Origin of the sequence: Bradyrhizobium sp. 153, from assembly GCF_023073835.1 — a bacterium.
Taxonomy (GTDB): domain Bacteria; phylum Pseudomonadota; class Alphaproteobacteria; order Rhizobiales; family Xanthobacteraceae; genus Bradyrhizobium.
On record NZ_JADPKH010000097.1, the window covers coordinates 78,949 to 102,375 of the forward strand.

Below are 23,427 nucleotides of genomic sequence, written 5' to 3' on the forward strand. Positions count from 1 at the left end.
CCCGTGACGTCACGCAAGTCCGCAATTGTGCTGGGTGGCTCCTCCGATATCGGCCGCGCCGCCGCGCGCGCCTTCGCCAAGGCGGGATACGACGTCGCCCTCGCCGGCCGCGACGTCGCCACGCTGGAGCGGGATGCCGCCGATCTGCGCGCGCGTTACAATATCGAGGTCGGTCTTCACAAATTCGATGTGCTCCACACCGCGTCATTCGAGAGCTTTGTCGGCGGCCTGCCGGCGTTGCCTGATGTCGTGGTCTCGATCGTCGGCCTTTTGGGCGTGCAGGAGAACGCGCAATCCGATCTCGCCCACGCCACCACGATCATGCGCTCCAACTACGAAGGCCCGTCGCTGATCCTCGGCCTGTTCGCCGAAAAATTCTTGGGCCGCGGCACTGGCACGATCGTCGGCGTGTCCTCCGTTGCCGGCGATCGCGGCCGCGCCTCGAACTATGTCTACGGCTCGGCCAAAGCGGGCTTCTCCGCCTTCCTGTCCGGCCTGCGTGCCCGCGCCAGCCGCGGCGGCGTGCATGTCGTCACCGTCAAGCCCGGCTTCGTCCGCACCAAGATGACGGAAGGCATGAAGCTGATCGGCCCGCTCACGGTGGAGGCGCCGGTGGTCGGCGATGCGATCCTTCAGGCGGTCGAGAGGAAAATCGACGTCGTCTATGTCAGCGGCAAATGGCGCCTCGTGATGCTGATCATCAAGACGCTGCCGGAAGCGGTGTTCAAGAAGCTGAAGTTTTGACGTCTCGCCGCGCTGACGGTGCGTCCTCTGGCCCTGCTCGTCCTCCAAACTCGTCATGCCCGGGCTTGACCCGGGCATCCACGTCTTGCTGCGACCGCTGATCTGAGTGGATGGCCTCGCATAGTCGAGCAGAGCGACGCCGTTCTCCGAACGGCCCGGCCATGACGACGGAGAGAGAGTCTTTAGGCGCTCTTGCGCTGGAACTGGCCGGCCGCGCGGAAACGCCAGAGATATTGCGGGGCGATCGCCTCCAGCGAATCCGGCGTGATGCCGAGCCCTTCCAGCGTCAGGCCAGCGGCCTTCGCCGCATCCGACACGACATTGTCGCGTTCGAGCATCGTGACCTGGTCCGGCGTCAGCTTCAGTGCACCCGGCGCGAATTGCAGGAAGGCGGCCTTGAAGCGGGCGAGCCCAAACGGCAGCGGGATCAGCATTCGCTCGCGGTCCGTGATCTCGAGGATGGTCTCGATGATCTCGCGCATGGTCAGCACCTCCGGCCCGCCGAGCTCATAGGTCGCGCCGGCCTTGGCCTTGCCGTCGACGGCATCAGCGATCGCGGTGGCGACGTCGCCGACATAGACCGGCTGCATCCTGGTCTCGCCGCCGATCAGCGGCAGCACCGGCAACATTCGCCCCAGCGCGGCAAAGCGGTTGGTGAACTGGTCCTCGGGCCCGAACATCACGGAAGGGCGGAAGATCGTCGCCGACGGTACGGCGGCCAAGACCGCGGCTTCGCCGGCCGCCTTGGCCTTGGCATAGCGCGAGGGCGATTCCGCGTCGGCGCCGATCGCGGAGACATGCACCAGGCTGGCGCCGGCGGCGGCCGCCGCCTTGGCGACGGTCTCGGCGCCCTTGGCCTGGACGGCGTCAAAGGTCTGCTCGCCGCTCTCGGTGAGGACGCCCACGAGGTTGATCACGACATGCGAATCGCGCAGCGCCGCCTCGACCGAGGCCGGATAGCGCAAATTGGCCTGCACGGTGTGGACCTGCCCGACCTTGCCGGAGGGCTGGAGATATCCGGCGAGTTCCGGCCGCCGCACCGCGACCCGGATGCGGTAATCGCGCTTGCACAGGGCGCGGACGACGTTCCGGCCCAAAAACCCAGATCCGCCGAAAACCGTGACGAGCGTGTCCAGATTCGATGCCATGGGGTCGGTTCCTGCAGGTGGGTAAGGGGTTGTCAGGCTTGTATCGGGCCGGTTTGCGATGCGCAATCGGCATCCCGCAACAGGCTTCACGCATGAATTGACAACGGCGTCACCGAACCGTAGTAACCGCCTCCGTGCCCCAAACGGCATGCCCAGGTGGTGGAATTGGTAGACGCGCTGGCTTCAGGTGCCAGTGGCTTAACGGCCGTGAAGGTTCGAGTCCTTTCCTGGGCACCATTTGCAAGATTTGACGCAAAATGGGGCTGCTTCCGATCAGTCGCGATGGTAGCCGACGATCCAAGCACCGAGGTGGCATGGGTCCCTTGATGGGACAGATCAGCCCGTCCGCTCTCACACCACCCGCTTTTCCCGCCCGCTCCGCCACCGCCTTCTGCACAAAGTACATCGCGCCCAGCGCGACGATCGTCGTCGCGACCACGACGTAGCCGAGCCGGTCGAAATGGATCAGCGAGCCGTCCGCCGCTTGGGCGATGATGGCGGCGGCGAGCACTGAGCCGAGTCCTCCGGAGAGCTGCTGAAGCGAGGCGCTGACCGCGCTGAACGAGCCGCGCTGGCTCGGATCGGGGATCGCCGACATCAGCGCCTGCGACGGGATCATGCGCGAGAAAATGCCGACGAACATCAAGACGTTGACGAGGATCGCGGTCGCGAGCGAGACGTGGCCGAGACGGGTGTAGACCAGCACCATGATCACCGACACGACGCTGCCGAACGCGAAGGTCGGGTATTTGCCGAACGCGTCGCTCGCCCTGCCGACCAGAGGCCCCGTGACGATGCTGAACAGGCCGGAGACGAGATAGATCGTCGGCAGATGCGCAATGTCGATGCCGAGATTGTGCACGGTGAAGGCGCTGGAGAACGGCATCAGCATGTACCCGCCGGTCGCCAGCAGCGTCGTGACGGCGAAGGCCAGCGTATAGCGCTTCTGCCCGACGGTCGCGATCAAGTGCCGGAACGGGTTTCTGTCCTGCTTCAATTTCAGATGCGCATCGACCGGCTCCATGGTGAAAGCGATGACCGCGATCGCTGCGATTGACACCACGACGATCGCGGCGAAGCAGACATGCCAGCTCCAGTGATTGGCGAGGAACAGCCCGGCGGGAATGCCGAGCACCTGGCTTGCGGCAAACGCCGTCTGGATGAAGCCCATCACGCGGCCGCGCAGGTGCAGCGGGAACAGATCGGTGATGATGGCGAGCACAACCGAGCCGATCACGCCACCGAACAATCCGGTCACGATCCTGCCGAGCAGCAGCACATGGTAGTTCTGCGCGGCGGCGCAGAGCATGGTCCCGAGCGTGAAGCCGACATAGAAGAACAGCAGCAGGCGCTTGCGACGAACCGATCGGCAAAGCCGGCGGCCAGGATGCCCGAGATCCCCGCGCTGAACGCGTAGGCCGAGACCGCGACGCCGAACTGCCCGGCCGTGATGTCGAGCGCAGGCATCAGGATGGCGCCGAGCGGCGACATGATGACGAAGTCGAGGATGATCGTGAATTGCGTGAACGCGAGCAGCGCGATGAGCAGCGCCTGATAGCGCGAAAAGCCGCGTTGGCGCTCCTGTGGGTCGTCGACGGCCGCGGCGAGCGTCTGTTCGGTCATGGCACCTGATTCAGGGTAAGCGCGGCGGGGCGCGCGAAACTGGCAGATAGGGTGGACGGCGACGATGTCCACCGGCGGCAAGGTAAAAGCTCTGCCGCAACAGGAAGCGCGGGGCGGGTTGTGGGATCCGGGCAACAGGGCGCCCGCGCGAACCCGCTCCTGTCCGGGGGAATTAAGCCGCCCTTAGCGAATGCCCTCTAGGCTCGCGACCATCCCTTTCCCCTGCTCCCCGGCCTTTGGGCCGGTCATTTTGCGTCAAGTAAGAGTGTTTCCGGATGGAGCAGCCTGCCTGGCAACATGATTCTGGCGCCCCCGCACCGTCGGCAATTGCGGCGGCTGGGCGGACGCTTGTGATCGATCTGGAAGGCGCGCTGCTGCGTTCCGAACTGCTGATGGAAGCGCTGTTCAGTGCGCCCGGCCGCATGCTGGCCCGCTTCGGCGCCGGCGGACGCCCGGGTATGGCCGCGCTCACGGATATCCTGGCGCGGGCCGAGATCGACTATGCCCATCTGCCCTATGATTCCGATGTGCTGAATCAGGCGCTGGCGGCGCGGGCGCAGGGCGCGAAGATATATCTTGTCGCCGGACGTTTCGCCGATCATGCGGCGGGCATTGCCGCACATCTTGGCTTTGACGGCGTCGTGACGCCGGCCGATCTTGCCGCGGGCCATACGCTGCCGTTCGATCGCGGCGCGATCGAGCGCATCGAGAGCCGCGGCCACAGCCACGTCAGCTGGAAAACCTGGGCCAAGGCCCTGCGCGTCTATCAATACGCCAAGAACACGCTGGTGTTCGTGCCGGCGCTCACCGCGCATCAGATGAACCTTCCAACGCTCGGCTATGCATTGCTGGCGTTCATGGCGTTTTCCGCCTGCGCGTCGGGCGCCTATCTGATGAACGATCTCCTGGATCTTTCGGCCGACCGGCAGCATCCGACCAAGCGCCATCGCCCGCTCGCGGCCGGCGATCTGCCGATCTCCGCGGCGCTAGCAGCGATTCCTGCGCTGTGGCTGTTCGCGCTTGTCGCCAGCCTCTGCATCTCGCCTCTCTTCCTGGGCGTGCTCGGCGCCTATCTCGTCACCACGATCGCTTATTCGCTCGCGCTCAAGCGCAAGATGCTGGTCGACGTCGTGACGCTGTCTGGTCTCTACAGCTTGCGCATCATCGCCGGCGCCGTCGGCGTCGGCGTGGTGCTGTCGGAATGGCTTTTGATCTTCTCGCTGTTCGTGTTCACCTCGCTGGCGCTGATCAAGCGTTTCAGCGAGCTCAGCATGCGCGAGAGCGCGGGCCTCGCCGATCCCTCCAACCGCGATTACAGGATCACTGATCTGCATGTCATCGCCGCGATGGCGGCGGCGAGCGCGATGAACGCGGCAACGGTGTTCTCGCTCTACGTCTCCTCCTCCGCGGTGACGCCGCTCTACAGCCGTCCCTGGATGCTGTGGCTGCTCAACCCGCTGCTGCTCTACTGGTTCGGCCGCGCCCTGATGATGGCGCACCGCCGCGAGATGCCTGACGATCCGATCATCTACGCTTTCCGCGACGGCCCCAGCCGCATCACGGTGGCCGCGATGATCTGCATCATGCTGGCGGCGATCTGACCGGACCCGTAAGGTCACGGCCGGCGCTTGCGCGGCCCGCCGTGAGTGGATACATCGCGGGGAATCCCGATTAGCCTATTCTGCCGACACCATTCGAGGTTTTGAAACGCCATGACCGTGCGCCTGCATCGCGGCGACCTGCCCGACCTGTCCCGCTACACCGCAGCGGTGGCGATCGACACCGAGACCATGGGCCTGAACCCGCACCGCGACCGGCTCTGCGTGGTGCAGCTCTCGCCCGGCGACGGCAGCGCCGACGTGGTGCAGATCCCCAAGGGGCACACCGACGCGCCGAATTTGAAGGCGCTGCTGGCCGATCCCGCCATCACGAAGATCTTCCACTTCGCGCGGTTCGATATCGCGGTGCTGTACCAGACCTTCGGCGTCATGACCGGGCCGATCTACTGCACCAAGATCGCCTCCCGCCTGACCCGCACCTATACCGACCGCCACGGTCTGAAGGACCTGGTGCGCGAGGTGCTCAACATCGACCTCTCCAAGCAGCAGCAGTCCAGCGACTGGGGCTCCGACAGCCTGAGCGAGCCGCAGCTCGCCTATGCCGCCTCCGATGTGCTGCATCTGCACGGCCTGCGCGAGCGGCTCGATGCCATGCTGGTGCGGGAAGGCCGCTCCGCGCTGGCGCAGGCCTGTTTCGACTTCCTGCCGACCCGCGCCCTGCTCGACCTCCAGGGCTGGGCGGAAGAGGACATTTTCGCGCATTCCTGATGCCGCTCGTGGCCGCTAGGGTCAGGGCTGCCGCCCCGTTTCGGACACTTTCGTAACGGCCTGTCGCCGGCTGCATATTTTGGCGGCGCCGGGTACAATGGGGCGTCCTTCCACCGGACAAGGCGAGCGCCACTTCAGGAGTGAATCAGGAGTCCAGGTGAATTCGGCCCAGAATCCCACCTACGACGCCGCGCTTGCGGCGAAGTTTGCCAGCGCGGCGCGCCACAGCCGCCTGGTGCGGATTCTGCGTGTCGCGGTGCCGGGCGCGGTGCTGCTCTCCATGGCCGCCATCGTCGGCGTGTCGGTCTTCAATCCGTTCCGCATGCTGATGCCGAAACTGCCGCTCGATTCCGGAAACCTGGTGGTGTCGGGCACTAAGATCACCATGGAAACGCCGCACCTCGCCGGCTTCACGCCTGACCAGCGGCCCTACGAGCTCTGGGCCAAGACCGCGACGCAGGACATCACCGACCCCGATCATGTCGATCTTTCGGATCTGCGTGCAAAGGTGCTGATGGAGGATCAATCCACCCTGTTCCTCGACGCCCGCACCGGCCGTTTCGACAACAAGCAGCAGCAGCTCGATCTGCACAAGGACATCTTGCTGCGCACCTCGACCGGCTACGAAGCGCGGCTGAACTCGGCCTTCGTCGACATGAACAAGGGCACGGTCACCTCCGACGAGCGCGTCGACGTCAAGCTGACCAACGGCACGCTGACCGCGGACCGGCTGCGGATCACCGAGGGCGGCGATCTCATCCGCTTCGAAGGCAATGTGGTGATGCACCTGGACAAGCTGGACGACCCCGCCGCCGCACAGCCTGCGCCCCCGGCCGAGCCTGCGCCACCTGCAAAGACGCGTACGCCTCAGAACAAGTCTGCCAATTCAAAGTGATTTCCATGATCAGTTTTTTTTCGCGCAGCGACTACATGCGGAGTGCCGTCCTCGGCACAGCCGTGCTTGTCGCCGCCGTCGTTGCGGTGGTCGCTGGCGGGGCCGCCATTGCACAGAGCACGATGCAAGGCGTGCCCAACGCGATGCAGGGCTTTTCGCAAAACCGCGACCAGCCGATCCAGATCGAGGCCGCCTCGCTCGAAATGCGCGACAAGAAGAAGGAGGCGACCTTCGCCGGCAATGTGAAGGTCGTGCAGGGCGACACCACCATGACCTCGAAGACGCTGGTGGTGTTTTATGAATCGGGCGGCGGCGACAAGCCGGCCGTGCCGCAGCCGGCGGCCAAGGGCGCGAAGGCGGCACCGATGCAGTCGACAACGCCCGGCCCGGGCGGCAGCTCCGCGATCAAGCGGCTGGAGGCGCGCGGCAATGTCGTGGTCACTCAGAAGGACCAGGTGGTAACGGGCGAGACCGCCGTGTTCGACACCAAGACCAACCTCATCACCATGCTCGGCGGCGTGGTCTTGACGCAGTGCAAGAACGTGCTGCGCGGCGACCGCCTGATGGTCGACATGACCACGGGCGTGTCGCGGGTGGAATCCGAGAGCGGCCGGGTCCAGGCCCTGCTGCCGCAGGGCGGCAGCAATGATTGCGGGCAAGGCGCCAAACCCGGCACAGCACCGCCTCTGCAGTTGCCCGGCGCAAGTAAACAAAAGTAAATTCAATAACTTGCTTTGGTTGCTCCCGATCCGAGGTTGAAGCTTGCCCGGCAAGACTGTATCTAGCGCGAAGGGCTTTCGAAGCGGGGTTCGCCGCTTTTCGGGCGTGTTTCACTGGGCATGAGACATCCCTCACTCAGGCTGCACCGGCGGATCGCAAAGACCGGGGCGGCAGATCGCGGGATCACGCGCGGACCATCGTGCAGGATTGTCGTGCAGGATCGTCGTGAAAGGCTAGAAGGCGGGGATGGTCGATCTCTTCAGCATGTTCCGTCGGCGACCCGCCAAACGCGGCCGGCCAGGATTTGCGCGTCAGGACATCAGCGCGCTCGGTGACGATGTCGGCGGTCTCGTCACCAGCCCGGTGCGGGATGCGCCGCCGACCGCCCGGAGCCAGCCGGTGCGTGCGCCCGACCAGTTCCAAGGAGACCATCACGCCGACTATCAGGCGGACTATCGAGCCGAGCCGCCGCGTCCGCAGGCGGTTCACCCGGTCAGGGCCGGCAGCAGATCCAATGGTACAGGCGGGCAGCTGCTGCGGCGGCCCGGCTTCCTGGCTGTGCACAGTGTGGAAAAGGCCTTTGGCAGTCGTCAGGTGGTGCGCGGCGTCAGCATCTACGTGCGCCGCGGCGAAGCGGTCGGTCTGCTCGGCCCGAACGGCGCCGGCAAGACCACCGTGTTCTACATGATCACCGGCCTGATCAAGGCCGATCGCGGCGCGATCGAGCTTGACGGGCACGATGTCACCAAGCTGCCGATGTATCAGCGCGCACGGCTCGGCATCGGCTATCTGCCGCAGGAGGCCTCGATCTTCCGCGGCCTCACCGTCGAGCAGAACATCCGCGCGGTGCTCGAAGTGGTCGAGCCCTCGCGCAAGAAACGCGAGCACCAGCTCGATTCGCTGCTCGACGAGTTCAACATCACGCGCCTCAGGAAATCGCCGTCGATCGCGCTATCAGGTGGGGAGCGCCGCCGCGTCGAGATTGCGCGCGCGTTGGCGACACGGCCGAACTACATGCTGCTCGACGAGCCCTTCGCCGGCATCGATCCGATCGCGGTCGGCGACATCCAGGACCTCGTCCGCCATCTGACCAATCGCGGCATCGGGGTCTTGATCACCGACCACAATGTGCGCGAAACGCTCGGCCTCACCGATCGTGCCTACATCGTCTATGCCGGTGAAATCCTGACCGAGGGTACCCCGGATGAGATCGTCGCCGATCCGGACGTGCGCCGGCTTTACCTTGGCGAGGAATTCCGCCTCTAGCCTGTTTTTGCGCGGCGTCAAGGCGTGTACATCGGGCCCGGACTAGGATAAGCAAAAATCGGACCAATTTTGGGAACGGTTCTTGCTTCATGGCGCTTACGCAGAGATTAGAGTTCCGGCAATCGCAGTCGCTGGTCATGACGCCGCAGCTGATGCAGGCGATCAAGCTGCTGCAATTGTCCAATCTCGATCTCACGACTTTCGTGGAGGAGGAACTCGAGCGTAATCCCCTGCTGGAGCGGGCCAATGACGAGGCCGGCGGCGCTGAAGCGACCGCGGAGGCCAGCCAGTTCGGTGATGGTGACGAAGGCGGCCACGGTGATGGGGTTGGTGACGACGGCTTTGGCGGCAGCGCCGAGGCGTTCGAGCCCGGACAGGAAGAATGGATGAGCAAGGATCTCGGCACCCGCGCCGAGATCGAGCAGACCCTGGACACCGGCCTCGACAACGTCTTCTCCGAGGAGCCGGCCGAGGCGGCCGCGCGCAATGCCCAGGACGCCGCGCCGACCACTTACACCGAGTGGGGCGGTGGTGCCTCCGGCGATGAACCCTACAATCTCGAAGCCTTCGTCGCGGCAGAGAGGACCCTGTCGGACCATCTTGCCGAGCAGCTCTCGGTTGCCTTCACCGCGCCGGCGCAGCGCATGATCGGCCAGTACCTGATCGACCTCGTCGACGAGGCCGGCTATCTGCCGCCGGCTCTCGGCCAGGCCGCCGAGCGTCTCGGCGCATCGCAACAGGACGTCGAGGACGTTCTTGCCGTGCTGCAAAAATTCGATCCACCCGGCGTCTGCGCGCGCAACTTGAGCGAATGCCTGGCGATCCAGCTCCGCGAGCTCGACCGCTATGATCCGGCGATGCAGGCCCTGGTCGAGCATCTCGATCTTCTCGCCAAGCGCGACATCGCGTCCTTGCGCAAGGTCTGCGGCGTCGACGACGAGGACATCGCCGACATGATCGGCGAGATCCGCCGCCTCAATCCCAAGCCCGGCATGAAGTTCGGCTCGGCGCGGCTCCAGACCATGGTGCCCGATGTCTATGTCCGCCCCGGTCCCGACGGTGGCTGGCATGTCGAGCTCAACAGCGACACCCTGCCGCGCGTGCTGGTCAACCAGACCTACTATTCCGAGCTGTCGAAGAAGATCGGCAAGGACGGCGACAAATCCTACTTCACCGATGCGCTCCAGAACGCGACCTGGCTCGTGCGCGCACTCGACCAGCGCGCCCGCACCATCCTGAAAGTTGCAACCGAGATCGTGCGCCAGCAGGACGGCTTCTTCACCCATGGCGTGGCGCATTTGCGGCCGCTCAATCTGAAGGCTGTCGCAGACGCCATCCAGATGCATGAATCCACGGTGTCGCGCGTTACCGCCAACAAATACATGGCGACCAATCGCGGCACGTTCGAGCTGAAATATTTCTTTACGGCCTCAATCGCCTCGGCTGACGGCGGCGAGGCGCATTCCGCCGAAGCGGTACGTCACCACATCAAGCAGCTGATCGATTCGGAAGCGCCCACGGCAATCCTGTCGGATGACACCATCGTGGAACGCTTGCGCGCTTCGGGCATTGATATTGCCCGCCGCACGGTCGCGAAGTACCGCGAAGCCATGCGCATTCCCTCTTCGGTGCAACGCCGCCGCGACAAGCAGAGCGCTCTTGGTAACGTCCTCGCCACCGCAATGTCCGATCGCCCCCGCAACACCGAGCCGGCCTGATTGCGCTGGCGCGAAATCGCGCTACTCTCGATGTCCCATCGAGACCGATCCAAGCTAGGCACTTGAACCAAGCGAGGCATCACATGACTCTTCGAATTTCGGGAAAGAGCATCAGCGTCGGCGAGGCCCTGCGCGGCCGCGTTGCCGACCGCACGGATGAGGTGCTGCGCAAATATTTCGACGGCAATTATTCCGGTCACATCACGCTGAGCAAGGACGGCTTCGGCTTCCGCACCGATTGCGCGCTGCATCTCGATTCGGGAATCACGCTGGAGGCCGATTCGAACGCGCCGGACGCCTATGCCAGCGCCGACCAGGCGCTGGTGATGATCGAGAAGCGGCTGCGCCGCTACAAGAATCGCCTCAAGGACCGTTCCGCCCGCAAGGCCCATGTCGCCTCCGAGGCGATGGCTGCGCTCGATGCCACGAGCTATGTGCTCGAGGCGCCCGAAGGCGAGGACGAGGTCGCCGGCTACAGCCCCGTCATCATCGCCGAGCAAACCACCTCGCTGAAGCGCCTCTCGGTCAGCGAGGCCGTCATGGAACTCGACCTCAGCGGGGCGCCCTGCCTGGTCTTCCAGCACGGCTCCTCGGGCCGGGTGAACATCATTTACCGCCGGGCGGATGGCAATGTCGGCTGGATCGACCCTCCGGGGGCCAAGGTGGACGGTAAGTCCGATGGTTAGGTCCGAGACCCGGGCTCCGTACCATCCCGGGCCTTTAACAATGTCCGTGGCAAAGCCGCACGCGGGAGTTGGCACCGGGATTGCGTTGGAGTAGAAGCGCCCCACATCAGGACCGGGGCTAAGTCCGCCTCCTGCTTCATGTTATTGACGTCGGCGCAGCTTGGTCTATCAAGCTGGCCAAATCGGAACCTGACGGCTTAATTCACCTCGGAAAGCTTCCATGCCGATTACCGATCTGGTCGCACCCGAGGCGATTCTCCCGGCATTGAAAGTCAACAGCAAGAAGCAGGCGTTGCAGGAACTCGCGGCCAAGGCCGCCGAGCTGACCGGGCAGAACGAACGCTCCGTGTTCGAGGTCCTGCTTCAGCGCGAAAAGCTCGGCACCACCGCAGTCGGTTACGGCGTCGCCATTCCCCACGGCAAGCTGCCCAAGCTGGAAAAGATCTTTGGCCTGTTCGCGCGCCTCGATCGCCCGATCGATTTCGAATCGATGGACGGCCAGCCGGTCGATCTCGTCTTCCTGCTGCTCGCCCCCGAAGGCGCCGGCGCCGACCATCTCAAGGCACTCGCCCGCATCGCTCGCCTCTTGCGCGACCAGGACATCGCCAAGAAACTCCGCGCCTCGCGCGACGCCCAGGCGATCTATTCGGTGCTGGCCCTGCCGCCGGCGACGGCGGCTTGAGCGTCATTGCCGACTCTAAGGGCGCGTGCCCCGGACGCAGCGCAGCGCTGGGCGTTGCAGCTTGTCCGGGACACGAGAGTTAAGCCGCACTCCGCCGCGTTCGCAGTGACGACGCGCGAGACTGCATCTCCCGAAATGAAAACGGGCACGCCTTCTCATGAAGGCATGCCCGTTTGAAACCCTGTTCGCGCGACGCGCGTGCTCAGTGCACGCTCACCGCTTGCAGCTCGTTGCTCCAGGCATTGGCGATCGCGGCTTCGCGGCTGTCGGTCAGCATGATCGGCGTGCCGTCGGCGGCGTGGAGCGCGAAGAGTTTTAAGCCCGGCGCGATTTTCGGTGCTTCGGGAAACAGGCCCGGCACGTCCTCCGAGCGGATCTGCTTCACATAGGCGATATGGCCTTCGCCGAGGGTTGCCAGCGTCTCGGGCGAGACATTCTTGGCTTCGTATTCGAACGCAACGTGACCTTCACTCATGGTCTCGACTCCTCTGGAACACTAAGCGGTCGAGTCCGCTACTCGTTCCATTATTCGTGTTCATTGATAGCGATTGTCTTAACGATCCTCTCCGGTTCAGGCCGGGCCAGATCGACCGACAACAGCCCGTTCTTCAGATCCGCACCCAGCACCAGCATCCCCTCCGCCAGCACGAAGGTGCGCTGGAAGTGGCGGGCGGCGATCCCGCGATGGATGTATTGCCGGGTCTTGTCGTCCTGCTGCCGCCCGCGGATCACGAGCTGGTTTTCCTCAATAGTTACATCGAGTTGGTCGCGGGTGAAGCCGGCGACCGCCAGCGTGATGCGCAAACGCTCGGGCTGGCCGTCCGACCGGTCGCACCTCTCGATATTGTAGGGAGGATAACCGTCGGCACCTTTGACGACCCGATCGAGCACGCGCTCGATCTCGTCGAAGCCCAGCAGGAAGGGACTGGAGAGCGTTGGAACACGAGACATAGTTTACAAAGTCCTCGCAGAAGCGACTTTGGTGTGTCGGAGCCCGCAAGCGGCACCCCTTGGTCAGCAATATGGGCATATCCCCGTGTGGGTTCAAGCAGGTAGCAGGAGCCCTGCACAGGTGGCATTCCCGCATGTGATGCGCTTTGCTTCGCGCCGGGCGTTTCCACATCGTCATGGCCGGGGCATGGCCGTCCGTAGGACGGCGTCGCTACCGCTCGCCGATATCCCCCACGACCTTTCTCTCGACAGCCAGAGCAACGCCCGGGACAAGTTCGGGGACGGCAAATTGCAGGCCGATTTATGTCAATGAAAACAAGGCCCCGCTACTGTGCATGGGGTTGTTTTCGCACTTTTTGTTAGCTGTCCCTTCGGAACCCGGTCAGGCTTCCAACCGCTTCCGCCCATCGCCGCTGAACAAATGCAGCTTTTGGCGAACCGCTGCGACGCGGATCTGCTGGCCGATGGCTGGCGCCTCGGTTCCGGGAAGGCGGACGATGACCTCGCCGGGCGGCAGCTCGCCGGGCGTGGCGGCGACGCGCTGGTCTTCCTGAGCCCGCGAGCCGTAGACGAAGGTTTCGGCGCCGACGCGTTCGATCGCTTCAACGGTAAGTGGCAGCGCGACGCCGCCGGCGGGCGTCTGGTCGGTGATGACGAAGTCTTCGGGACGGATGCCGAGGATGCCGGCTTCGCCCGCGCTGCCGCCGAGCTGCGACTTGATCTCGTCGGGACGGGTGGACATCAGGTTCATCGGCGGCGCGCCGATGAAAGAGGCGACGAAGGTCGTGGCCGGCTTTTGGTAGATCGCGAGGGGATTGCCGACCTGCTCGACCTGGCCGCCATTCATCACCACCAGAATATCGGCGAGCGTCATCGCCTCGAGCTGGTCATGGGTGACGTAGATCGACGTCGTGTTGAGCCGGCGCTGCAATCTGCGGATCTCGACGCGCATCGCGATGCGCAGCTTGGCATCGAGATTGGAGAGCGGTTCGTCGAACAGAAACACCTTCGGCTGGCGCACGATGGCGCGGCCCATGGCGACGCGCTGGCGCTGGCCGCCGGAAAGCTGGCGCGGCTTGCGCTCCAGCATGGCGGAGAGCTCGAGCACGCGCGCCGCTTCCCCGACGCGGGTCTTGATCTCGGCTTCCGCCATTCCGCGGTTGCGCAGGCCATAGGCCATGTTGTTGTAGACGCTCATATGCGGATAGAGCGCGTAGTTCTGAAACACCATCGCGATGTCGCGATCGGCGGGCTCGATCTGGTTGACGACGCGGCCGCCGATGTCGATCTCGCCGCCGGTGACAGTCTCCAGCCCCGCGACCATGCGCAGCAAGGTCGACTTGCCGCAGCCGGACGGGCCGACCAGCACGCAGAACTGGCCGTCGCCGACATCGACGTCGATGCCCTTGATGGCTTCGAAGCCGCCGGGATAGGTCTTGCGAACGTTGCGCAGGGTGACGTTAGCCATGAAAACTCACTTGCAAGAACCTACTTCTCCGTCTCGACCAGGCCGCGCACGAACAGCTTCTGCATGGCGACGACGACGAACACCGGCGGCAGCATGGCCAGCACGGCAGTTGCCATCACGATCGGCCATTCGGTCAGCGCGTCGGTGGTGGTGATCATCTTGCGGATGCCGATCTGGATCGTCTGCATGTCGTCGCGGGTGGTGATCAGCAGCGGCCAGAGATATTGATTCCAGCCGAGGATGAACAGGATGACGAACAGCGCCGCCATGTTGGTGCGCGACAGCGGCAACAGCGTATCCCAGAAGAAGCGCAAGGGACCGGCGCCGTCGATCCGCGAGGCTTCCAAAAGCTCGTCCGGCACGGTCATGAAGAACTGGCGGAACAGCAGCGTTGCGGTGGCCGACGCGATCAGCGGCAGCGACAGGCCGGCATAGCTGTCGAGCATGTGCAGATCGGCGACGATCTTGTAGGTGGGATAGATGCGCACCTCGACCGGCAGCATCAGGGTGATGAAGATCAGCCAGAAGATCGGCATCCGGAACGGAAAGCGGAAATACACGATCGCATAGGCCGAGATGATCGAGATCGCGATCTTGCCGACCGCGATCAAGAGCGCCATCACCAGCGAGTTCAGCATCATGTTGCCGACCGGCTCCCGGGTCGAGCCGCTCGTGCCGATGAAGATCGTCTGGTAGTAAGTCTTGAAGAAATGACCGCCTGGCAGCAGCGACATCTGTCCGTTCGCGATCAGCGCGTTGTCCTGGGTCGAGGCGACGATCGCGATGTAGACGGGGAAGGCGACGATCGCGATCCCGATCCAGAGGATGATATGAGCGACGTAGCGCCGAAAGCCTTCTTCCTCGACCATCAGTAGGTCACCTTGCGTTCGACGAAGCGGAACTGGATTCCCGTCAGCACGATCACCATGATCATCAGGATCACCGATTGCGCCGCGGAGCTGCCGAGATTGCCGCCGAGCAGGCCGTCGGAATAGACCTTGTAGACCAGCGTCTCCGTCGACTTGCCGGGACCGCCGCGGGTCATGGTGTCGATGATGCCGAACGTGTCGAAGAAGGCGTAGACGATGTTGACGACCAAAAGGAAGAAGATGGTCGGCGACAGCAGCGGGAAGGTCACGGTCCAGAACCTGCGCATCGGGCGCGCGCCGTCGATCGCGGCGGCCTCCAGCACGCTTCGCGGGATGCTCTGCAGGCCCGCGAGGAAGAACAGGAAATTATAGGAGATCTGCTTCCAGGCGGCGGCGAGGATGATCAGCGTTGCGGCCTGGTCGCCGTCGAGCAGCGGATTCCAGTCGATGCCCAGGACGCGCAAATAACGCGAGAGCACGCCCAGCGAGGGATGCAGCATGAAAATCCAGAGCACGCCGACGACCGGCGGCGCCACCGCATAGGGCCAGATCAGCAGCGTGCGGTAGAGCATCGAGCCGCGCAGCGGCTTGTCCGCCATCACGGCGAGGAGCAGCGCAAAGGATAGCGATGAGACCGCGATGGCGAACGAGAAGAAGAAGGTCCGCACGATCGCTTCGAAATAGGCGCGGTCCTGCAGAAGCTCGAGATAGTTGTCGAACCAGACGAAGCTCGTCGAAAGACCGAAGGCGTCCTGGAGCAGGAAGGACTGGATCACTGCCTGCAACGCCGGCCAGTAGAAGAAAATCAGGACGATCGCGAGCTGCGGCGCAACCAGCGCGTAGGGCAATAGCTTCGATTGGAAAATGGCTTGCTTTTGCATGATGCGCGCAGGAGCGGCAGGCCGGGTTACCGGCCTGCCGCCGATCGCCTCACTTCACGGCGGTCTTTTCGAACTGCCGCAGCATCGTGTTGCCGCGTTCGACCGCGGCATCGAGCGCCTGCTTGGCGGTCTTCTTGCCGGCGAGCGCCTGCTCGATCTCTTCCGACCAGACGTCACGGAGCTGCACCATGTTGCCAAGGCGCAGGCCGCGGGAATTCTCGGTCGGCTCCTTATTGGTCAGCTCGAGCAGCGGGGTCTCGAGATAGGGCTGGTCCTTGTAGAAGCCTTCCGCCTTGGCCTTCTCATAGGCCGCCTTGGTGATCGGCAGATAGCCGGAGGCCTTGTGGATGTAGACTTGGCGGTCGGTGTCGGACAGGAAGCCCAGGAATTTCGCGACGCCCTTGTACTCGTCGGCCGACTTGCCGCCCATCACCCAGAGCGAGGCGCCGCCGATGATCGAGTTCTGCGGTGCGCCCTTGACGTCGGGATAATAGGGCATCGGCACGGCGGTGAAGGCGAACTTGGCTTGCGCCTTGACGTTGCCGAAGAACGCCGAGGAGGTCAGATAGAGCGGGCATTCACCTGACGTGAAGCGGCCTTCGCCGGTGTTGGTGCGGCCGGCATAATCGTAGGTCTTGTCCTTCTGGAGCTCGACCAGCTTCTCGAGGTGCTTGACCTGAAGCGGGCCGTTGAATTCGAGCACGGTGTCGAAGCCGTCGAGGCCGTTGGCCTTGGTCGACAGCGGCACGTTGTGCCAGGCGGAGAGCTGTTCGAGATTGACCCAGGTGACCCAGGAATTGGAGAAGCCGCAGGTGGGGTGGCCGTTGTCGTGCAGCTTCTTGGCGACATCGAACACTTCAGGCCAGGTCTTCGGGATTGCGACGTTCGCCTTCTTCAGCTCGTCGAGGTTGACCCACATCACCGTCGACGACGAGTTGAACGGGAAGGACAGCATCTCGCCCTTCGAGGTCGAGTAATAGCCGGTGATCGCGGGCAGGTAGGCCTTCGGATCGAACTTCTCGCCGGTCTCGGCCATCAGCTTGTAGACCGGCTTCACCGCGCCGGTCGCCGCCATCATGGTGGCGGTGCCGACCTCGAACACCTGCATGATGTGCGGCGCATTGCCGGCGCGGAAGGCCGCGATGCCGGCGTTCATCGTGTCGGGGTAGTTGCCCTTGTAGGTCGGGATTACCTTGTAGTCGCTCTGCGACGCGTTGAAGTCGGTGGCGAGCTTGACGATGACGTCGTTGTTGGCGCCGGTCATCGCGTGCCACCACTGGATGTCGGTCACGGCCAGGGCCGGCGAGGCCATCATGCCGACCGTGACTGCGACAGCCGCAGCCGCACCAAAATGTCGAAGAGCCATCAAGAAAACCTCCCTTGCCCGTCAATAAAGAAGCGCTTGCGCTAGCAGTGCCACATGACGTTCACATGACTGTGTAAGCGGCCGAAACGAAAGCGGCAAGCGCTGGAAAAGGGAAGCCGGAAAATAGGCGAAGGCGTGCGGGAGACCGCGCCGTGCGTTCGCGCTGCACACGCGTGCTCGCGCCGCAGTGCGGCATTGGATGACGTGAGTTGTCCATCAGGCGGCGATCTCGAACACCTCTCCCGCTTGCGGGAGAGGTCGCGCCGAAGGCGCGGGTGACTGCTCTCTCCGCTTGGGGATTGTCCCGTTCTGGAGACGCCCTCTCCCCAACCCTCCCCCGCAAGCGGGGAGGGAGCGCACCGCCGTTGCGGCAACGCTGAAGTCTATTTCACGAGGCCTCAGCGCTTACGCTCGGGGCCGCAGACCACGCCCTTTTCGACCATCGCGTCGATGTCCGCCCGGGAGTAGCCGAACTCGCCCAGCACCTCAGCCGCGTGCTGGCTGAATTTCGGCGGCAGGCGGCGCAGGCTCGGCTTGCTGCGGTCGAGCCGGATCGGCGAGGCGACGCCCTTGTACCAATCCTTCTCGATGATATCGCCGCGCGCGATCGTGTGCGGATTCGTGAGTGCCTGGTCGATCTTCTGCACCGGGCCAGCGGGCAGGCCCGCCGCGAGCAGGCGGTTGCAGAGCGGCTCGGCCTCGTGCTGGCTGAACACCGCGGCGAGTTCGGCGCGCAGCGCCTCGCGATTGGCGATGCGGTCCTTGTTGCGGGCAAAGCGCGGATCGGTGCCGAGCTCGGGCTTGCCGATCTCCTTGGCGAGCTTGCGGAACGTGCCGTCGTTGCCGACGCCGATGAAGATGTTGTCGGTTTTCGTCGGGAAGATCGCGTAAGGCACGAGGTTGGGATGCTCGTTGCCAGTGAGCGCGGGTGGCTTGCCATGCATGAAATAATTGGCGGTGTGCGGATGCATGATGGCAAGGCCGGTCTCGTACAGCGTCGTCTCCAGGAACTGGCCCCTGCCGGAGCGCTGGCGCTCCGACAGCGCCATCAGGATGCCGATCGCCGCGTACAGGCCAGTGGTGATGTCGACCAGCGGCACGCCGATCCGCATCGGGCCGCTCTCCGGCGAGCCGGTCGCCGCGATCATGCCGGTCATGGCCTGGATGATGGCGTCATAGCCGGGATTGCCGCCGCGCGGGCCGTCGGCGCCGAAGCCGCAGATCCGACAGTGCACGAGGCGCGGGAATTTTGCGCGCAGCACCTCGTTGCCGATGCCCCATTTCTCCAGCGTGCCTGGCTTGAAGTTCTCGATCAGGACGTCGGCCGTCTCCAGCATCTTCAGCAGCACGGCGCGGCCGCCTTCGGAGGCGAGGTCGAGGCCGATCGAGCGCTTGTTGCGGTTGATGCCGACGAAATAGGCCGCATCCTCCTCATGGAAGGGAGGGCCCCATTCGCGCACCTCGTCGCCCGCGGGCGGCTCGACCTTGATCACGTCGGCGCCGTGGTCGGCGAGGATCTGGGTGCAGTAGGGACCGCCGAGCACGCGCGTGAGATCGATGACGCGCAATCCGCTCATGGCACCTGTGGCGGCTTCAGAACTCATGCCTTCGCTTCCCCTGTGTCGATGCTTGATCACAGGCCTAGCGAGGTTCGTGCATCCCAGCAATGGCTTCGCGCGTAGGGCCGCATGCGCCGCCGCGGCGCAATCCCAGAATGGCAAACCAATGGGAAGCGGCCAGCCCGAGGGGGATCTCGGGCCAGCCAATCCGCAATTGCGGTCAGACGACCGTCAGACGAACGTCGACATTGCCGCGCGTGGCGTTGGAGTACGGGCACACCTGGTGCGCCTTCTCGACCAACGCCTCAGCCTCGGCGCGAGCCAGGCCCGGCAGCGAGACGGCGAGATCGATCTCGAGACCGAAACCGCCCTCGGAGCGCGGGCCGATGCCGACGGTCGAAGTGACGGACGCGTCATTGGGAACCTTGGGGCCGCCCTGCGACGCCACGAACTTCATCGCGCCGATGAAGCAGGCCGCATAGCCCGCCGCAAACAGCTGCTCGGGATTGTTGCCGGCGCCGCCTCCGCCGCCGAGCTCCTTCGGCGTGGTCAGCTTGACGTCTAGGGCGCCGTCGAGCGTTGCAGCATGGCCGTCGCGGCCGCCGGTCGCCTTGGCACTGGTCTTGTAGAGGACGTTCACGGACATTTTCATCTCCCTGGGGGTTCGGGTGGACGCGATCTGTATCGCTTCAATTAGATCGCGCACAACTGAAATTACAGTGCCTCACATTTAATTGTTTGCAATTGAATTTACGGCCGCCCGACCCCACAATACGGGCAAATCCCGTGAGAGTCCCCATGGCCCGGAAACCATCGGCAGCGGACGCGCCGCTGCGGCTCGACAATCAGATCTGCTTTGCGGTCTATTCGGCCGCGCATGCTTTCAATCGTGTCTACAAGCCGCTGCTCGGTCGGCTCGGCCTGACCTATCCGCAATATCTGGTGATGCTGGTGCTATGGGAGCGCGACGACGTACCGGTGAGGGACATCGGCGAGAAGCTGTTCCTGGATTCGGGCACGCTGACGCCGCTGCTCAAGCGGCTCGAGGCCGCCCATCTCGTGAGGCGCACCCGCTCGAGCGAGGACGAGCGTCAGGTGCTGATCGCCCTGACGCCGCAGGGCCAGGCGCTGAAGGACAAGGCACGCAGCGTGCCGCAATCCATTCTGGCGGCCTCGGATTGCTCGGTGCCGGAACTGGTCGCAATGAAGGACGAGATCGTCGCATTGCGCGACCGGCTCAATGCGGTGATCGGGGAGTAGGGGAGTTCGTCAGAGCCTAGGAAAGCCGCTTCTTCGTGAAGGCGCGGCCGGAATGAGACTTCAGGTACTTTTCAAACGCCAGAGCTTTGTACTTGTCGGGGAAGGCGCAGTACCAGATCAGTTTCCAAGGCTTATATTTAGCGGTGTGGCTAGATTTGCCGGCATTGTGTTCCGGAATTCGCCGCTTCAAATCTTCCGTGGCGCCGATGTATTCCTGATCAGGAAAGTCAACGCTTTGGAGAATGTAGACGTACCACATTGACGCCTATCGCCTGGGTAGTCGTTAGGTGGGCGTCGCACCAGTCCGTCTTCGCCCTTCGGGCTACGCCGGACACCACGCTTTACCCTTCGGGCTCTGCGTGGCTGCGCCACGCGAAGCCCGAAGGGCGAAGCGTGGTGGAGCCAGGCGGGATCGAACCGCCGACCTCTTGCATGCCATGCAAGCGCTCTCCCAGCTGAGCTATGGCCCCTTAACTTAGACCGGATGAACCTGGTGGATCACCCCAACCGGCGAGCCCTGGTGACTCGCGCGGTGCACCCTTTTTCACAGATCAGGGCTGATCTCAAGTCTCTTCATCACCTCCGACATCACCAATGATGTCGGTTACGTCCTCATCGCCTTCTTCGTCGTCGGCAATGAAGGTCGAATCGTCGTCATCGTCATCCTCGATGGTCTCGTCGACCTCGATGTCGTCCTCGGACTCCGGAACGACGGCCTTGACCTTGCCGGTGTTCTCCTCGGCGTCGGCCTCCTCGAGCGAGACCAACTCCTCGGCCTCTGCCGGCTCCGGCGTCGTGTCCGGGGCCACGTTGCGGGCTTCGGCGCCGCGGGACGCACGTGCGGGCGCGACCGGGGCGATCGGCACCACTTCGCCGGTATAGGGCGAGATCACCGGATTCTTGTTGAGGTCATAGAACTTCTTGCCCGTGGTCGGGCAAATACGTTTAGTTCCGAGTTCGGACTTGGCCACGGCAGGAATCCTGGGAATGTCTGAAAAGCGGTGCTTCACTTGGCTAGTTGGCGGCCCGCTGTCAATAGCGCATTACAGGAGAACGACATGCCCGTGACGGGGCGCGGACCATGTGGTACCTGCGCCCCAGCCCCTTAGGGCGCATCCAAGGACACAATCTTGACCCATTCCGACCAACCGAGGCCGCTGCAGTCTCGCGCCAGCGGCCCCCTGACCGGGAAAGTACGGGTACCCGGTGACAAGTCGATCTCCCACCGCGCCCTGATCCTGGGGGCGCTCGCGGTCGGCGAGACCCGGGTTTCGGGACTGCTCGAGGGCGAAGACGTTCTCAACACCGCCAAATCCATGCAGGCGCTGGGCGCCAGGGTCGAGCGCACCGGTGATTTCGCCTGGACGGTGAACGGTGTCGGCGTCGGTGGCTTCGCCCAGCCCAAGGCGGCGCTGGATTTCGGCAATTCCGGCACCGGCTGCCGCCTGGTCATGGGCGCCGTCGCGGGTTGCCCGATCTCGGCGGTGTTCGACGGGGACGCCTCGCTGCGCAGCCGCCCGATGCGCCGGATCCTCGATCCACTCGAACAGATGGGCGCCAGGGCCTTGTCGGGCAGCGAGGGCGGCCGTCTGCCGCTGACCCTGCAGGGCGCGCGCGATCCGCTGCCGATCACCTACATGACCCCGGTCGCCTCGGCCCAGATCAAATCGGCCGTGCTGCTCGCGGGCCTGGCTGCGCCGGGCACAACCACGGTGATCGAGACCGAGGCGAGCCGCGACCATACCGAGCTGATGCTGCAGCATTTTGGTGCCGCCATCACCTCCACGAAGGAAGGCCAGCACGGCCGCCGCATCACGCTTCAAGGCCAGCCAGAGCTGCACGGTGCCAACGTCATCGTGCCGGCCGACCCGTCCTCGGCGGCCTTCCCCGTCGTTGCCGCGCTGATCGCCGATGGCTCCGACGTCGTCCTGTCCGACGTAATGACCAATCCGCTGCGCACCGGCCTGTTCACCACGCTGCGCGAAATGGGCGCCTCGATCGAGGAGAGCGACGTACGACGCGACGCCGGCGAGCCGATGGCCCAGCTGCGCGTGCGCGCGTCGAAGCTGCGCGGCGTCGAGGTGCCGCCGGAGCGCGCGCCCTCGATGATCGACGAATACCTCGTATTGGCCGTCGCGGCCGCTTTCGCCGAGGGCACGACCATCATGCGCGGCCTGCAAGAGCTGCGCGTCAAGGAATCCGACCGGCTCGAGGCCACGGCCGACATGCTTCGCGTCAACGGCGTCAAGGTCGAGGTCTCCGGTGACGATCTGATCGTCGAAGGCCGCGGTCACGTGCCCGGCGGGGGCGTTGTTGCCACCCACATGGACCATCGCATCGCGATGTCCGCGCTGGTGATGGGTTGCGCGTCCGACCAGCCGGTCGGCGTCGACGACACCGCCTTCATCGCCACCAGCTTTCCGGATTTCATTCCGATGATGCGTTCGCTAGGGGCCGAGTTTTCATGATCATCGCCATCGACGGGCCCGCAGCCTCGGGCAAGGGGACGCTCGGCAAGCGCCTCGCCCACCATTACGGTTATCGCCATCTCGATACCGGCGTCATCTATCGCGCAGTGGCTTACGAGCTGATGCAGTCCGGTCATGATCTCCGCGACGAGGCAGCCGCGGTCGCGGCGGCGCTGGAACTCGACCCCGAAAAGTTCGGCAATCCCGTCCTCAAGACCCAGACGGTCGGCGAGGGGGCCTCCATCGTCTCGGCCATTCCGAGAGTCCGCGAAGTCCTGGTCAATTTCCAGCGGCAATTCGCCGCCGATCCGCCCGGCGCCGTGCTCGATGGCCGGGACATTGGAACCGTGATCTGCCCCCATGCCGACGTGAAGATTTTCGTGGTCGCCGACCCCAGGGTCCGCGCTCACCGCCGGACCATGGAGGCGCGGGCGCGGGGCGAGGAGGCGGACGAGGCGGCCGTGCTTGCCGACATCATGCAGCGCGACGAGCGCGACAAGAACCGGCCGATTGCGCCTTTAAAGCCGGCGCCGGATGCTTACTTGCTTGATAACTCCCAACTGGATATAGAAGGCGGCGTCCGGGCTGCCATCGACATTATCGAGGCCGTCCGAGCGGGCCGGTCGCGGGGTTAAGCCGCAGCCGTCATTGGAGGAAGCGCCCGCTCCCGCTCTTTGAGGTCGATAACCTTCGGTCCCTATTTGGGGCCGACGCGATCCAGGCTCCGGACAAGAATTTCCACGTATCGAACGCGCGGGCCTCAGCCGGCCCGCTTCCGCTGCTCCAGCACCGAGCC

Annotated in this window: 23 protein-coding genes, 2 tRNA genes and 1 pseudogene; 13 read left to right on the top strand and 13 right to left on the bottom strand. The window is 64.4% G+C overall.

Features of this window, described 5'->3' with window-relative positions; all coding sequences use genetic code 11:
- The first annotated feature begins 3 nt into the window (after positions 1-3).
- Positions 4-744 (top strand): SDR family oxidoreductase, encoded by a 741-nt coding sequence (locus tag IVA91_RS24925; RefSeq protein WP_247276542.1) that lies wholly within the window; start codon positions 4-6, stop codon positions 742-744.
- Positions 745-926: 182 nt separating this feature from the next.
- Here IVA91_RS24925 and IVA91_RS24930 read toward each other — a convergent pair whose 3' ends face one another.
- Complete coding sequence (locus IVA91_RS24930) at positions 927-1,892, bottom strand: complex I NDUFA9 subunit family protein (RefSeq protein WP_247276541.1); 966 nt, start codon at positions 1,890-1,892, stop codon at positions 927-929.
- A 150-nt stretch (positions 1,893-2,042) separates the two neighbouring features.
- Between IVA91_RS24930 and IVA91_RS24935 the strand changes: the two genes are divergently transcribed.
- A tRNA-Leu gene (locus tag IVA91_RS24935) sits at positions 2,043-2,129 on the top strand.
- A gap of 127 nt (positions 2,130-2,256) precedes the next feature.
- Here IVA91_RS24935 and IVA91_RS24940 read toward each other — a convergent pair.
- Positions 2,257-3,515 (bottom strand): annotated as a pseudogene (locus tag IVA91_RS24940) (MFS transporter); the annotation flags it as partial.
- Positions 3,516-3,865: 350 nt separating this feature from the next.
- Between IVA91_RS24940 and IVA91_RS24950 the strand changes: the two are divergent.
- The 8 genes from IVA91_RS24950 (at position 3,866) to ptsN (ending at position 11,809) form a co-directional block, all read left to right on the top strand.
- Positions 3,866-5,116 carry a UbiA family prenyltransferase gene (locus tag IVA91_RS24950; RefSeq protein ID WP_247276538.1) on the top strand — a complete coding sequence of 417 codons (1,251 nt, stop codon included), beginning with the start codon at positions 3,866-3,868 and terminating at the stop codon, positions 5,114-5,116.
- Positions 5,117-5,227: 111 nt separating this feature from the next.
- A complete protein-coding gene (locus IVA91_RS24955) occupies positions 5,228-5,842 on the top strand; it encodes a ribonuclease D (protein ID WP_247276537.1) in 615 nt (204 codons plus the stop codon).
- 157 nt (positions 5,843-5,999) lie between these two features.
- The gene (gene lptC, locus IVA91_RS24960) at positions 6,000-6,737 is read left to right on the top strand and encodes an LPS export ABC transporter periplasmic protein LptC (RefSeq protein WP_247276536.1); all 738 of its coding nucleotides are present in this window, start codon (positions 6,000-6,002) and stop codon (positions 6,735-6,737) included.
- A 5-nt stretch (positions 6,738-6,742) separates the two neighbouring features.
- A complete protein-coding gene (locus IVA91_RS24965; protein WP_247276535.1) occupies positions 6,743-7,456 on the top strand; it encodes an LptA/OstA family protein in 714 nt (237 codons plus the stop codon).
- A gap of 247 nt (positions 7,457-7,703) precedes the next feature.
- Positions 7,704-8,723, top strand: coding sequence for an LPS export ABC transporter ATP-binding protein (lptB, locus tag IVA91_RS24970; protein ID WP_247276534.1), 1,020 nt, complete (start codon positions 7,704-7,706; stop codon positions 8,721-8,723).
- 89 nt (positions 8,724-8,812) lie between these two features.
- Positions 8,813-10,441: an RNA polymerase factor sigma-54 gene (gene rpoN, locus IVA91_RS24975; RefSeq protein WP_247459390.1), complete on the top strand. Its 1,629-nt coding sequence runs from the start codon at positions 8,813-8,815 to the stop codon at positions 10,439-10,441.
- A gap of 83 nt (positions 10,442-10,524) precedes the next feature.
- Positions 10,525-11,127 carry a ribosome-associated translation inhibitor RaiA gene (raiA, locus tag IVA91_RS24980; RefSeq protein ID WP_247276532.1) on the top strand — a complete coding sequence of 201 codons (603 nt, stop codon included), beginning with the start codon at positions 10,525-10,527 and terminating at the stop codon, positions 11,125-11,127.
- A 220-nt stretch (positions 11,128-11,347) separates the two neighbouring features.
- A complete protein-coding gene (gene ptsN, locus IVA91_RS24985; RefSeq protein WP_027514736.1) occupies positions 11,348-11,809 on the top strand; it encodes a PTS IIA-like nitrogen regulatory protein PtsN in 462 nt (153 codons plus the stop codon).
- A 202-nt stretch (positions 11,810-12,011) separates the two neighbouring features.
- Here the strand turns inward: ptsN and IVA91_RS24990 are convergent, their stop codons facing one another.
- From IVA91_RS24990 to IVA91_RS25025, 8 genes are all read right to left on the bottom strand, one after another.
- A complete protein-coding gene (locus IVA91_RS24990) occupies positions 12,012-12,284 on the bottom strand; it encodes a DUF1150 domain-containing protein (protein ID WP_007598581.1) in 273 nt (90 codons plus the stop codon).
- A gap of 50 nt (positions 12,285-12,334) precedes the next feature.
- Positions 12,335-12,760 carry an Hsp20 family protein gene (locus tag IVA91_RS24995; RefSeq protein ID WP_014438749.1) on the bottom strand — a complete coding sequence of 142 codons (426 nt, stop codon included), beginning with the start codon at positions 12,758-12,760 and terminating at the stop codon, positions 12,335-12,337.
- A 382-nt stretch (positions 12,761-13,142) separates the two neighbouring features.
- A complete protein-coding gene (locus IVA91_RS25000; RefSeq protein WP_247276531.1) occupies positions 13,143-14,228 on the bottom strand; it encodes a sn-glycerol-3-phosphate import ATP-binding protein UgpC in 1,086 nt (361 codons plus the stop codon).
- A gap of 20 nt (positions 14,229-14,248) precedes the next feature.
- Positions 14,249-15,097 carry a sn-glycerol-3-phosphate ABC transporter permease UgpE gene (gene ugpE / locus IVA91_RS25005; RefSeq protein ID WP_247276530.1) on the bottom strand — a complete coding sequence of 283 codons (849 nt, stop codon included), beginning with the start codon at positions 15,095-15,097 and terminating at the stop codon, positions 14,249-14,251.
- Positions 15,097-15,978 (bottom strand): sn-glycerol-3-phosphate ABC transporter permease UgpA, encoded by an 882-nt coding sequence (gene ugpA, locus IVA91_RS25010; protein ID WP_247303926.1) that lies wholly within the window; start codon positions 15,976-15,978, stop codon positions 15,097-15,099. The genes ugpE and ugpA overlap by 1 nt, the downstream gene beginning before the upstream one ends.
- Before the next feature lie 49 nt (positions 15,979-16,027).
- Complete coding sequence (gene ugpB, locus IVA91_RS25015) at positions 16,028-17,344, bottom strand: sn-glycerol-3-phosphate ABC transporter substrate-binding protein UgpB (protein ID WP_247276528.1); 1,317 nt, start codon at positions 17,342-17,344, stop codon at positions 16,028-16,030.
- 398 nt (positions 17,345-17,742) lie between these two features.
- The gene (locus tag IVA91_RS25020; protein ID WP_247276527.1) at positions 17,743-18,948 is read right to left on the bottom strand and encodes a CaiB/BaiF CoA-transferase family protein; all 1,206 of its coding nucleotides are present in this window, start codon (positions 18,946-18,948) and stop codon (positions 17,743-17,745) included.
- A 175-nt stretch (positions 18,949-19,123) separates the two neighbouring features.
- The gene (locus IVA91_RS25025) at positions 19,124-19,549 is read right to left on the bottom strand and encodes an organic hydroperoxide resistance protein (protein ID WP_247276526.1); all 426 of its coding nucleotides are present in this window, start codon (positions 19,547-19,549) and stop codon (positions 19,124-19,126) included.
- A 152-nt stretch (positions 19,550-19,701) separates the two neighbouring features.
- Here IVA91_RS25025 and IVA91_RS25030 point away from each other — a divergent pair, with 152 nt between their 5' ends.
- Positions 19,702-20,163 carry a MarR family transcriptional regulator gene (locus IVA91_RS25030; protein WP_247276525.1) on the top strand — a complete coding sequence of 154 codons (462 nt, stop codon included), beginning with the start codon at positions 19,702-19,704 and terminating at the stop codon, positions 20,161-20,163.
- Positions 20,164-20,179: 16 nt separating this feature from the next.
- Here the strand turns inward: IVA91_RS25030 and IVA91_RS25035 are convergent, their stop codons facing one another.
- From IVA91_RS25035 to IVA91_RS25045, 3 genes are all read right to left on the bottom strand, one after another.
- Positions 20,180-20,422 carry a GIY-YIG nuclease family protein gene (locus IVA91_RS25035; protein WP_247276524.1) on the bottom strand — a complete coding sequence of 81 codons (243 nt, stop codon included), beginning with the start codon at positions 20,420-20,422 and terminating at the stop codon, positions 20,180-20,182.
- A gap of 135 nt (positions 20,423-20,557) precedes the next feature.
- Positions 20,558-20,633, bottom strand: a tRNA-Ala gene (locus IVA91_RS25040).
- Between the two features lie 93 nt (positions 20,634-20,726).
- A complete protein-coding gene (locus tag IVA91_RS25045) occupies positions 20,727-21,134 on the bottom strand; it encodes a TIGR02300 family protein (RefSeq protein WP_247276523.1) in 408 nt (135 codons plus the stop codon).
- Positions 21,135-21,293: 159 nt separating this feature from the next.
- Here IVA91_RS25045 and aroA point away from each other — a divergent pair, with 159 nt between their 5' ends.
- Positions 21,294-22,631 carry a 3-phosphoshikimate 1-carboxyvinyltransferase gene (gene aroA, locus IVA91_RS25050; protein WP_247276522.1) on the top strand — a complete coding sequence of 446 codons (1,338 nt, stop codon included), beginning with the start codon at positions 21,294-21,296 and terminating at the stop codon, positions 22,629-22,631.
- Positions 22,628-23,266 (top strand): (d)CMP kinase, encoded by a 639-nt coding sequence (gene cmk, locus IVA91_RS25055; protein WP_247276521.1) that lies wholly within the window; start codon positions 22,628-22,630, stop codon positions 23,264-23,266. Before aroA ends, cmk begins: the two co-directional genes overlap by 4 nt.
- The last annotated feature ends 161 nt before the right edge of the window (positions 23,267-23,427 follow it).

What these genes read in the sequence shown, in the direction of transcription:
- rpoN (WP_247459390.1), top strand. Translation starts at nt 8,813, where the DNA reads ATGGCGCTTACGCAGAGATTAGAGTTCCGGCAATCGCAGTCGCTGGTC.
- ugpA (WP_247303926.1), bottom strand. Translation starts at nt 15,978, where the DNA reads ATGCAAAAGCAAGCCATTTTCCAATCGAAGCTATTGCCCTACGCGCTG.
- IVA91_RS24955 (WP_247276537.1), top strand. Translation starts at nt 5,228, where the DNA reads ATGACCGTGCGCCTGCATCGCGGCGACCTGCCCGACCTGTCCCGCTAC.
- IVA91_RS25025 (WP_247276526.1), bottom strand. Translation starts at nt 19,549, where the DNA reads ATGTCCGTGAACGTCCTCTACAAGACCAGTGCCAAGGCGACCGGCGGC.
- IVA91_RS24995 (WP_014438749.1), bottom strand. Translation starts at nt 12,760, where the DNA reads ATGTCTCGTGTTCCAACGCTCTCCAGTCCCTTCCTGCTGGGCTTCGAC.
- ugpE (WP_247276530.1), bottom strand. Translation starts at nt 15,097, where the DNA reads ATGGTCGAGGAAGAAGGCTTTCGGCGCTACGTCGCTCATATCATCCTC.
- IVA91_RS24930 (WP_247276541.1), bottom strand. Translation starts at nt 1,892, where the DNA reads ATGGCATCGAATCTGGACACGCTCGTCACGGTTTTCGGCGGATCTGGG.
- IVA91_RS25035 (WP_247276524.1), bottom strand. Translation starts at nt 20,422, where the DNA reads ATGTGGTACGTCTACATTCTCCAAAGCGTTGACTTTCCTGATCAGGAA.
- IVA91_RS25000 (WP_247276531.1), bottom strand. Translation starts at nt 14,228, where the DNA reads ATGGCTAACGTCACCCTGCGCAACGTTCGCAAGACCTATCCCGGCGGC.
- ugpB (WP_247276528.1), bottom strand. Translation starts at nt 17,344, where the DNA reads ATGGCTCTTCGACATTTTGGTGCGGCTGCGGCTGTCGCAGTCACGGTC.
- IVA91_RS25020 (WP_247276527.1), bottom strand. Translation starts at nt 18,948, where the DNA reads ATGAGTTCTGAAGCCGCCACAGGTGCCATGAGCGGATTGCGCGTCATC.
- IVA91_RS24990 (WP_007598581.1), bottom strand. Translation starts at nt 12,284, where the DNA reads ATGAGTGAAGGTCACGTTGCGTTCGAATACGAAGCCAAGAATGTCTCG.
- IVA91_RS25030 (WP_247276525.1), top strand. Translation starts at nt 19,702, where the DNA reads ATGGCCCGGAAACCATCGGCAGCGGACGCGCCGCTGCGGCTCGACAAT.
- raiA (WP_247276532.1), top strand. Translation starts at nt 10,525, where the DNA reads ATGACTCTTCGAATTTCGGGAAAGAGCATCAGCGTCGGCGAGGCCCTG.
- ptsN (WP_027514736.1), top strand. Translation starts at nt 11,348, where the DNA reads ATGCCGATTACCGATCTGGTCGCACCCGAGGCGATTCTCCCGGCATTG.
- lptB (WP_247276534.1), top strand. Translation starts at nt 7,704, where the DNA reads ATGGTCGATCTCTTCAGCATGTTCCGTCGGCGACCCGCCAAACGCGGC.
- cmk (WP_247276521.1), top strand. Translation starts at nt 22,628, where the DNA reads ATGATCATCGCCATCGACGGGCCCGCAGCCTCGGGCAAGGGGACGCTC.
- IVA91_RS24965 (WP_247276535.1), top strand. Translation starts at nt 6,743, where the DNA reads ATGATCAGTTTTTTTTCGCGCAGCGACTACATGCGGAGTGCCGTCCTC.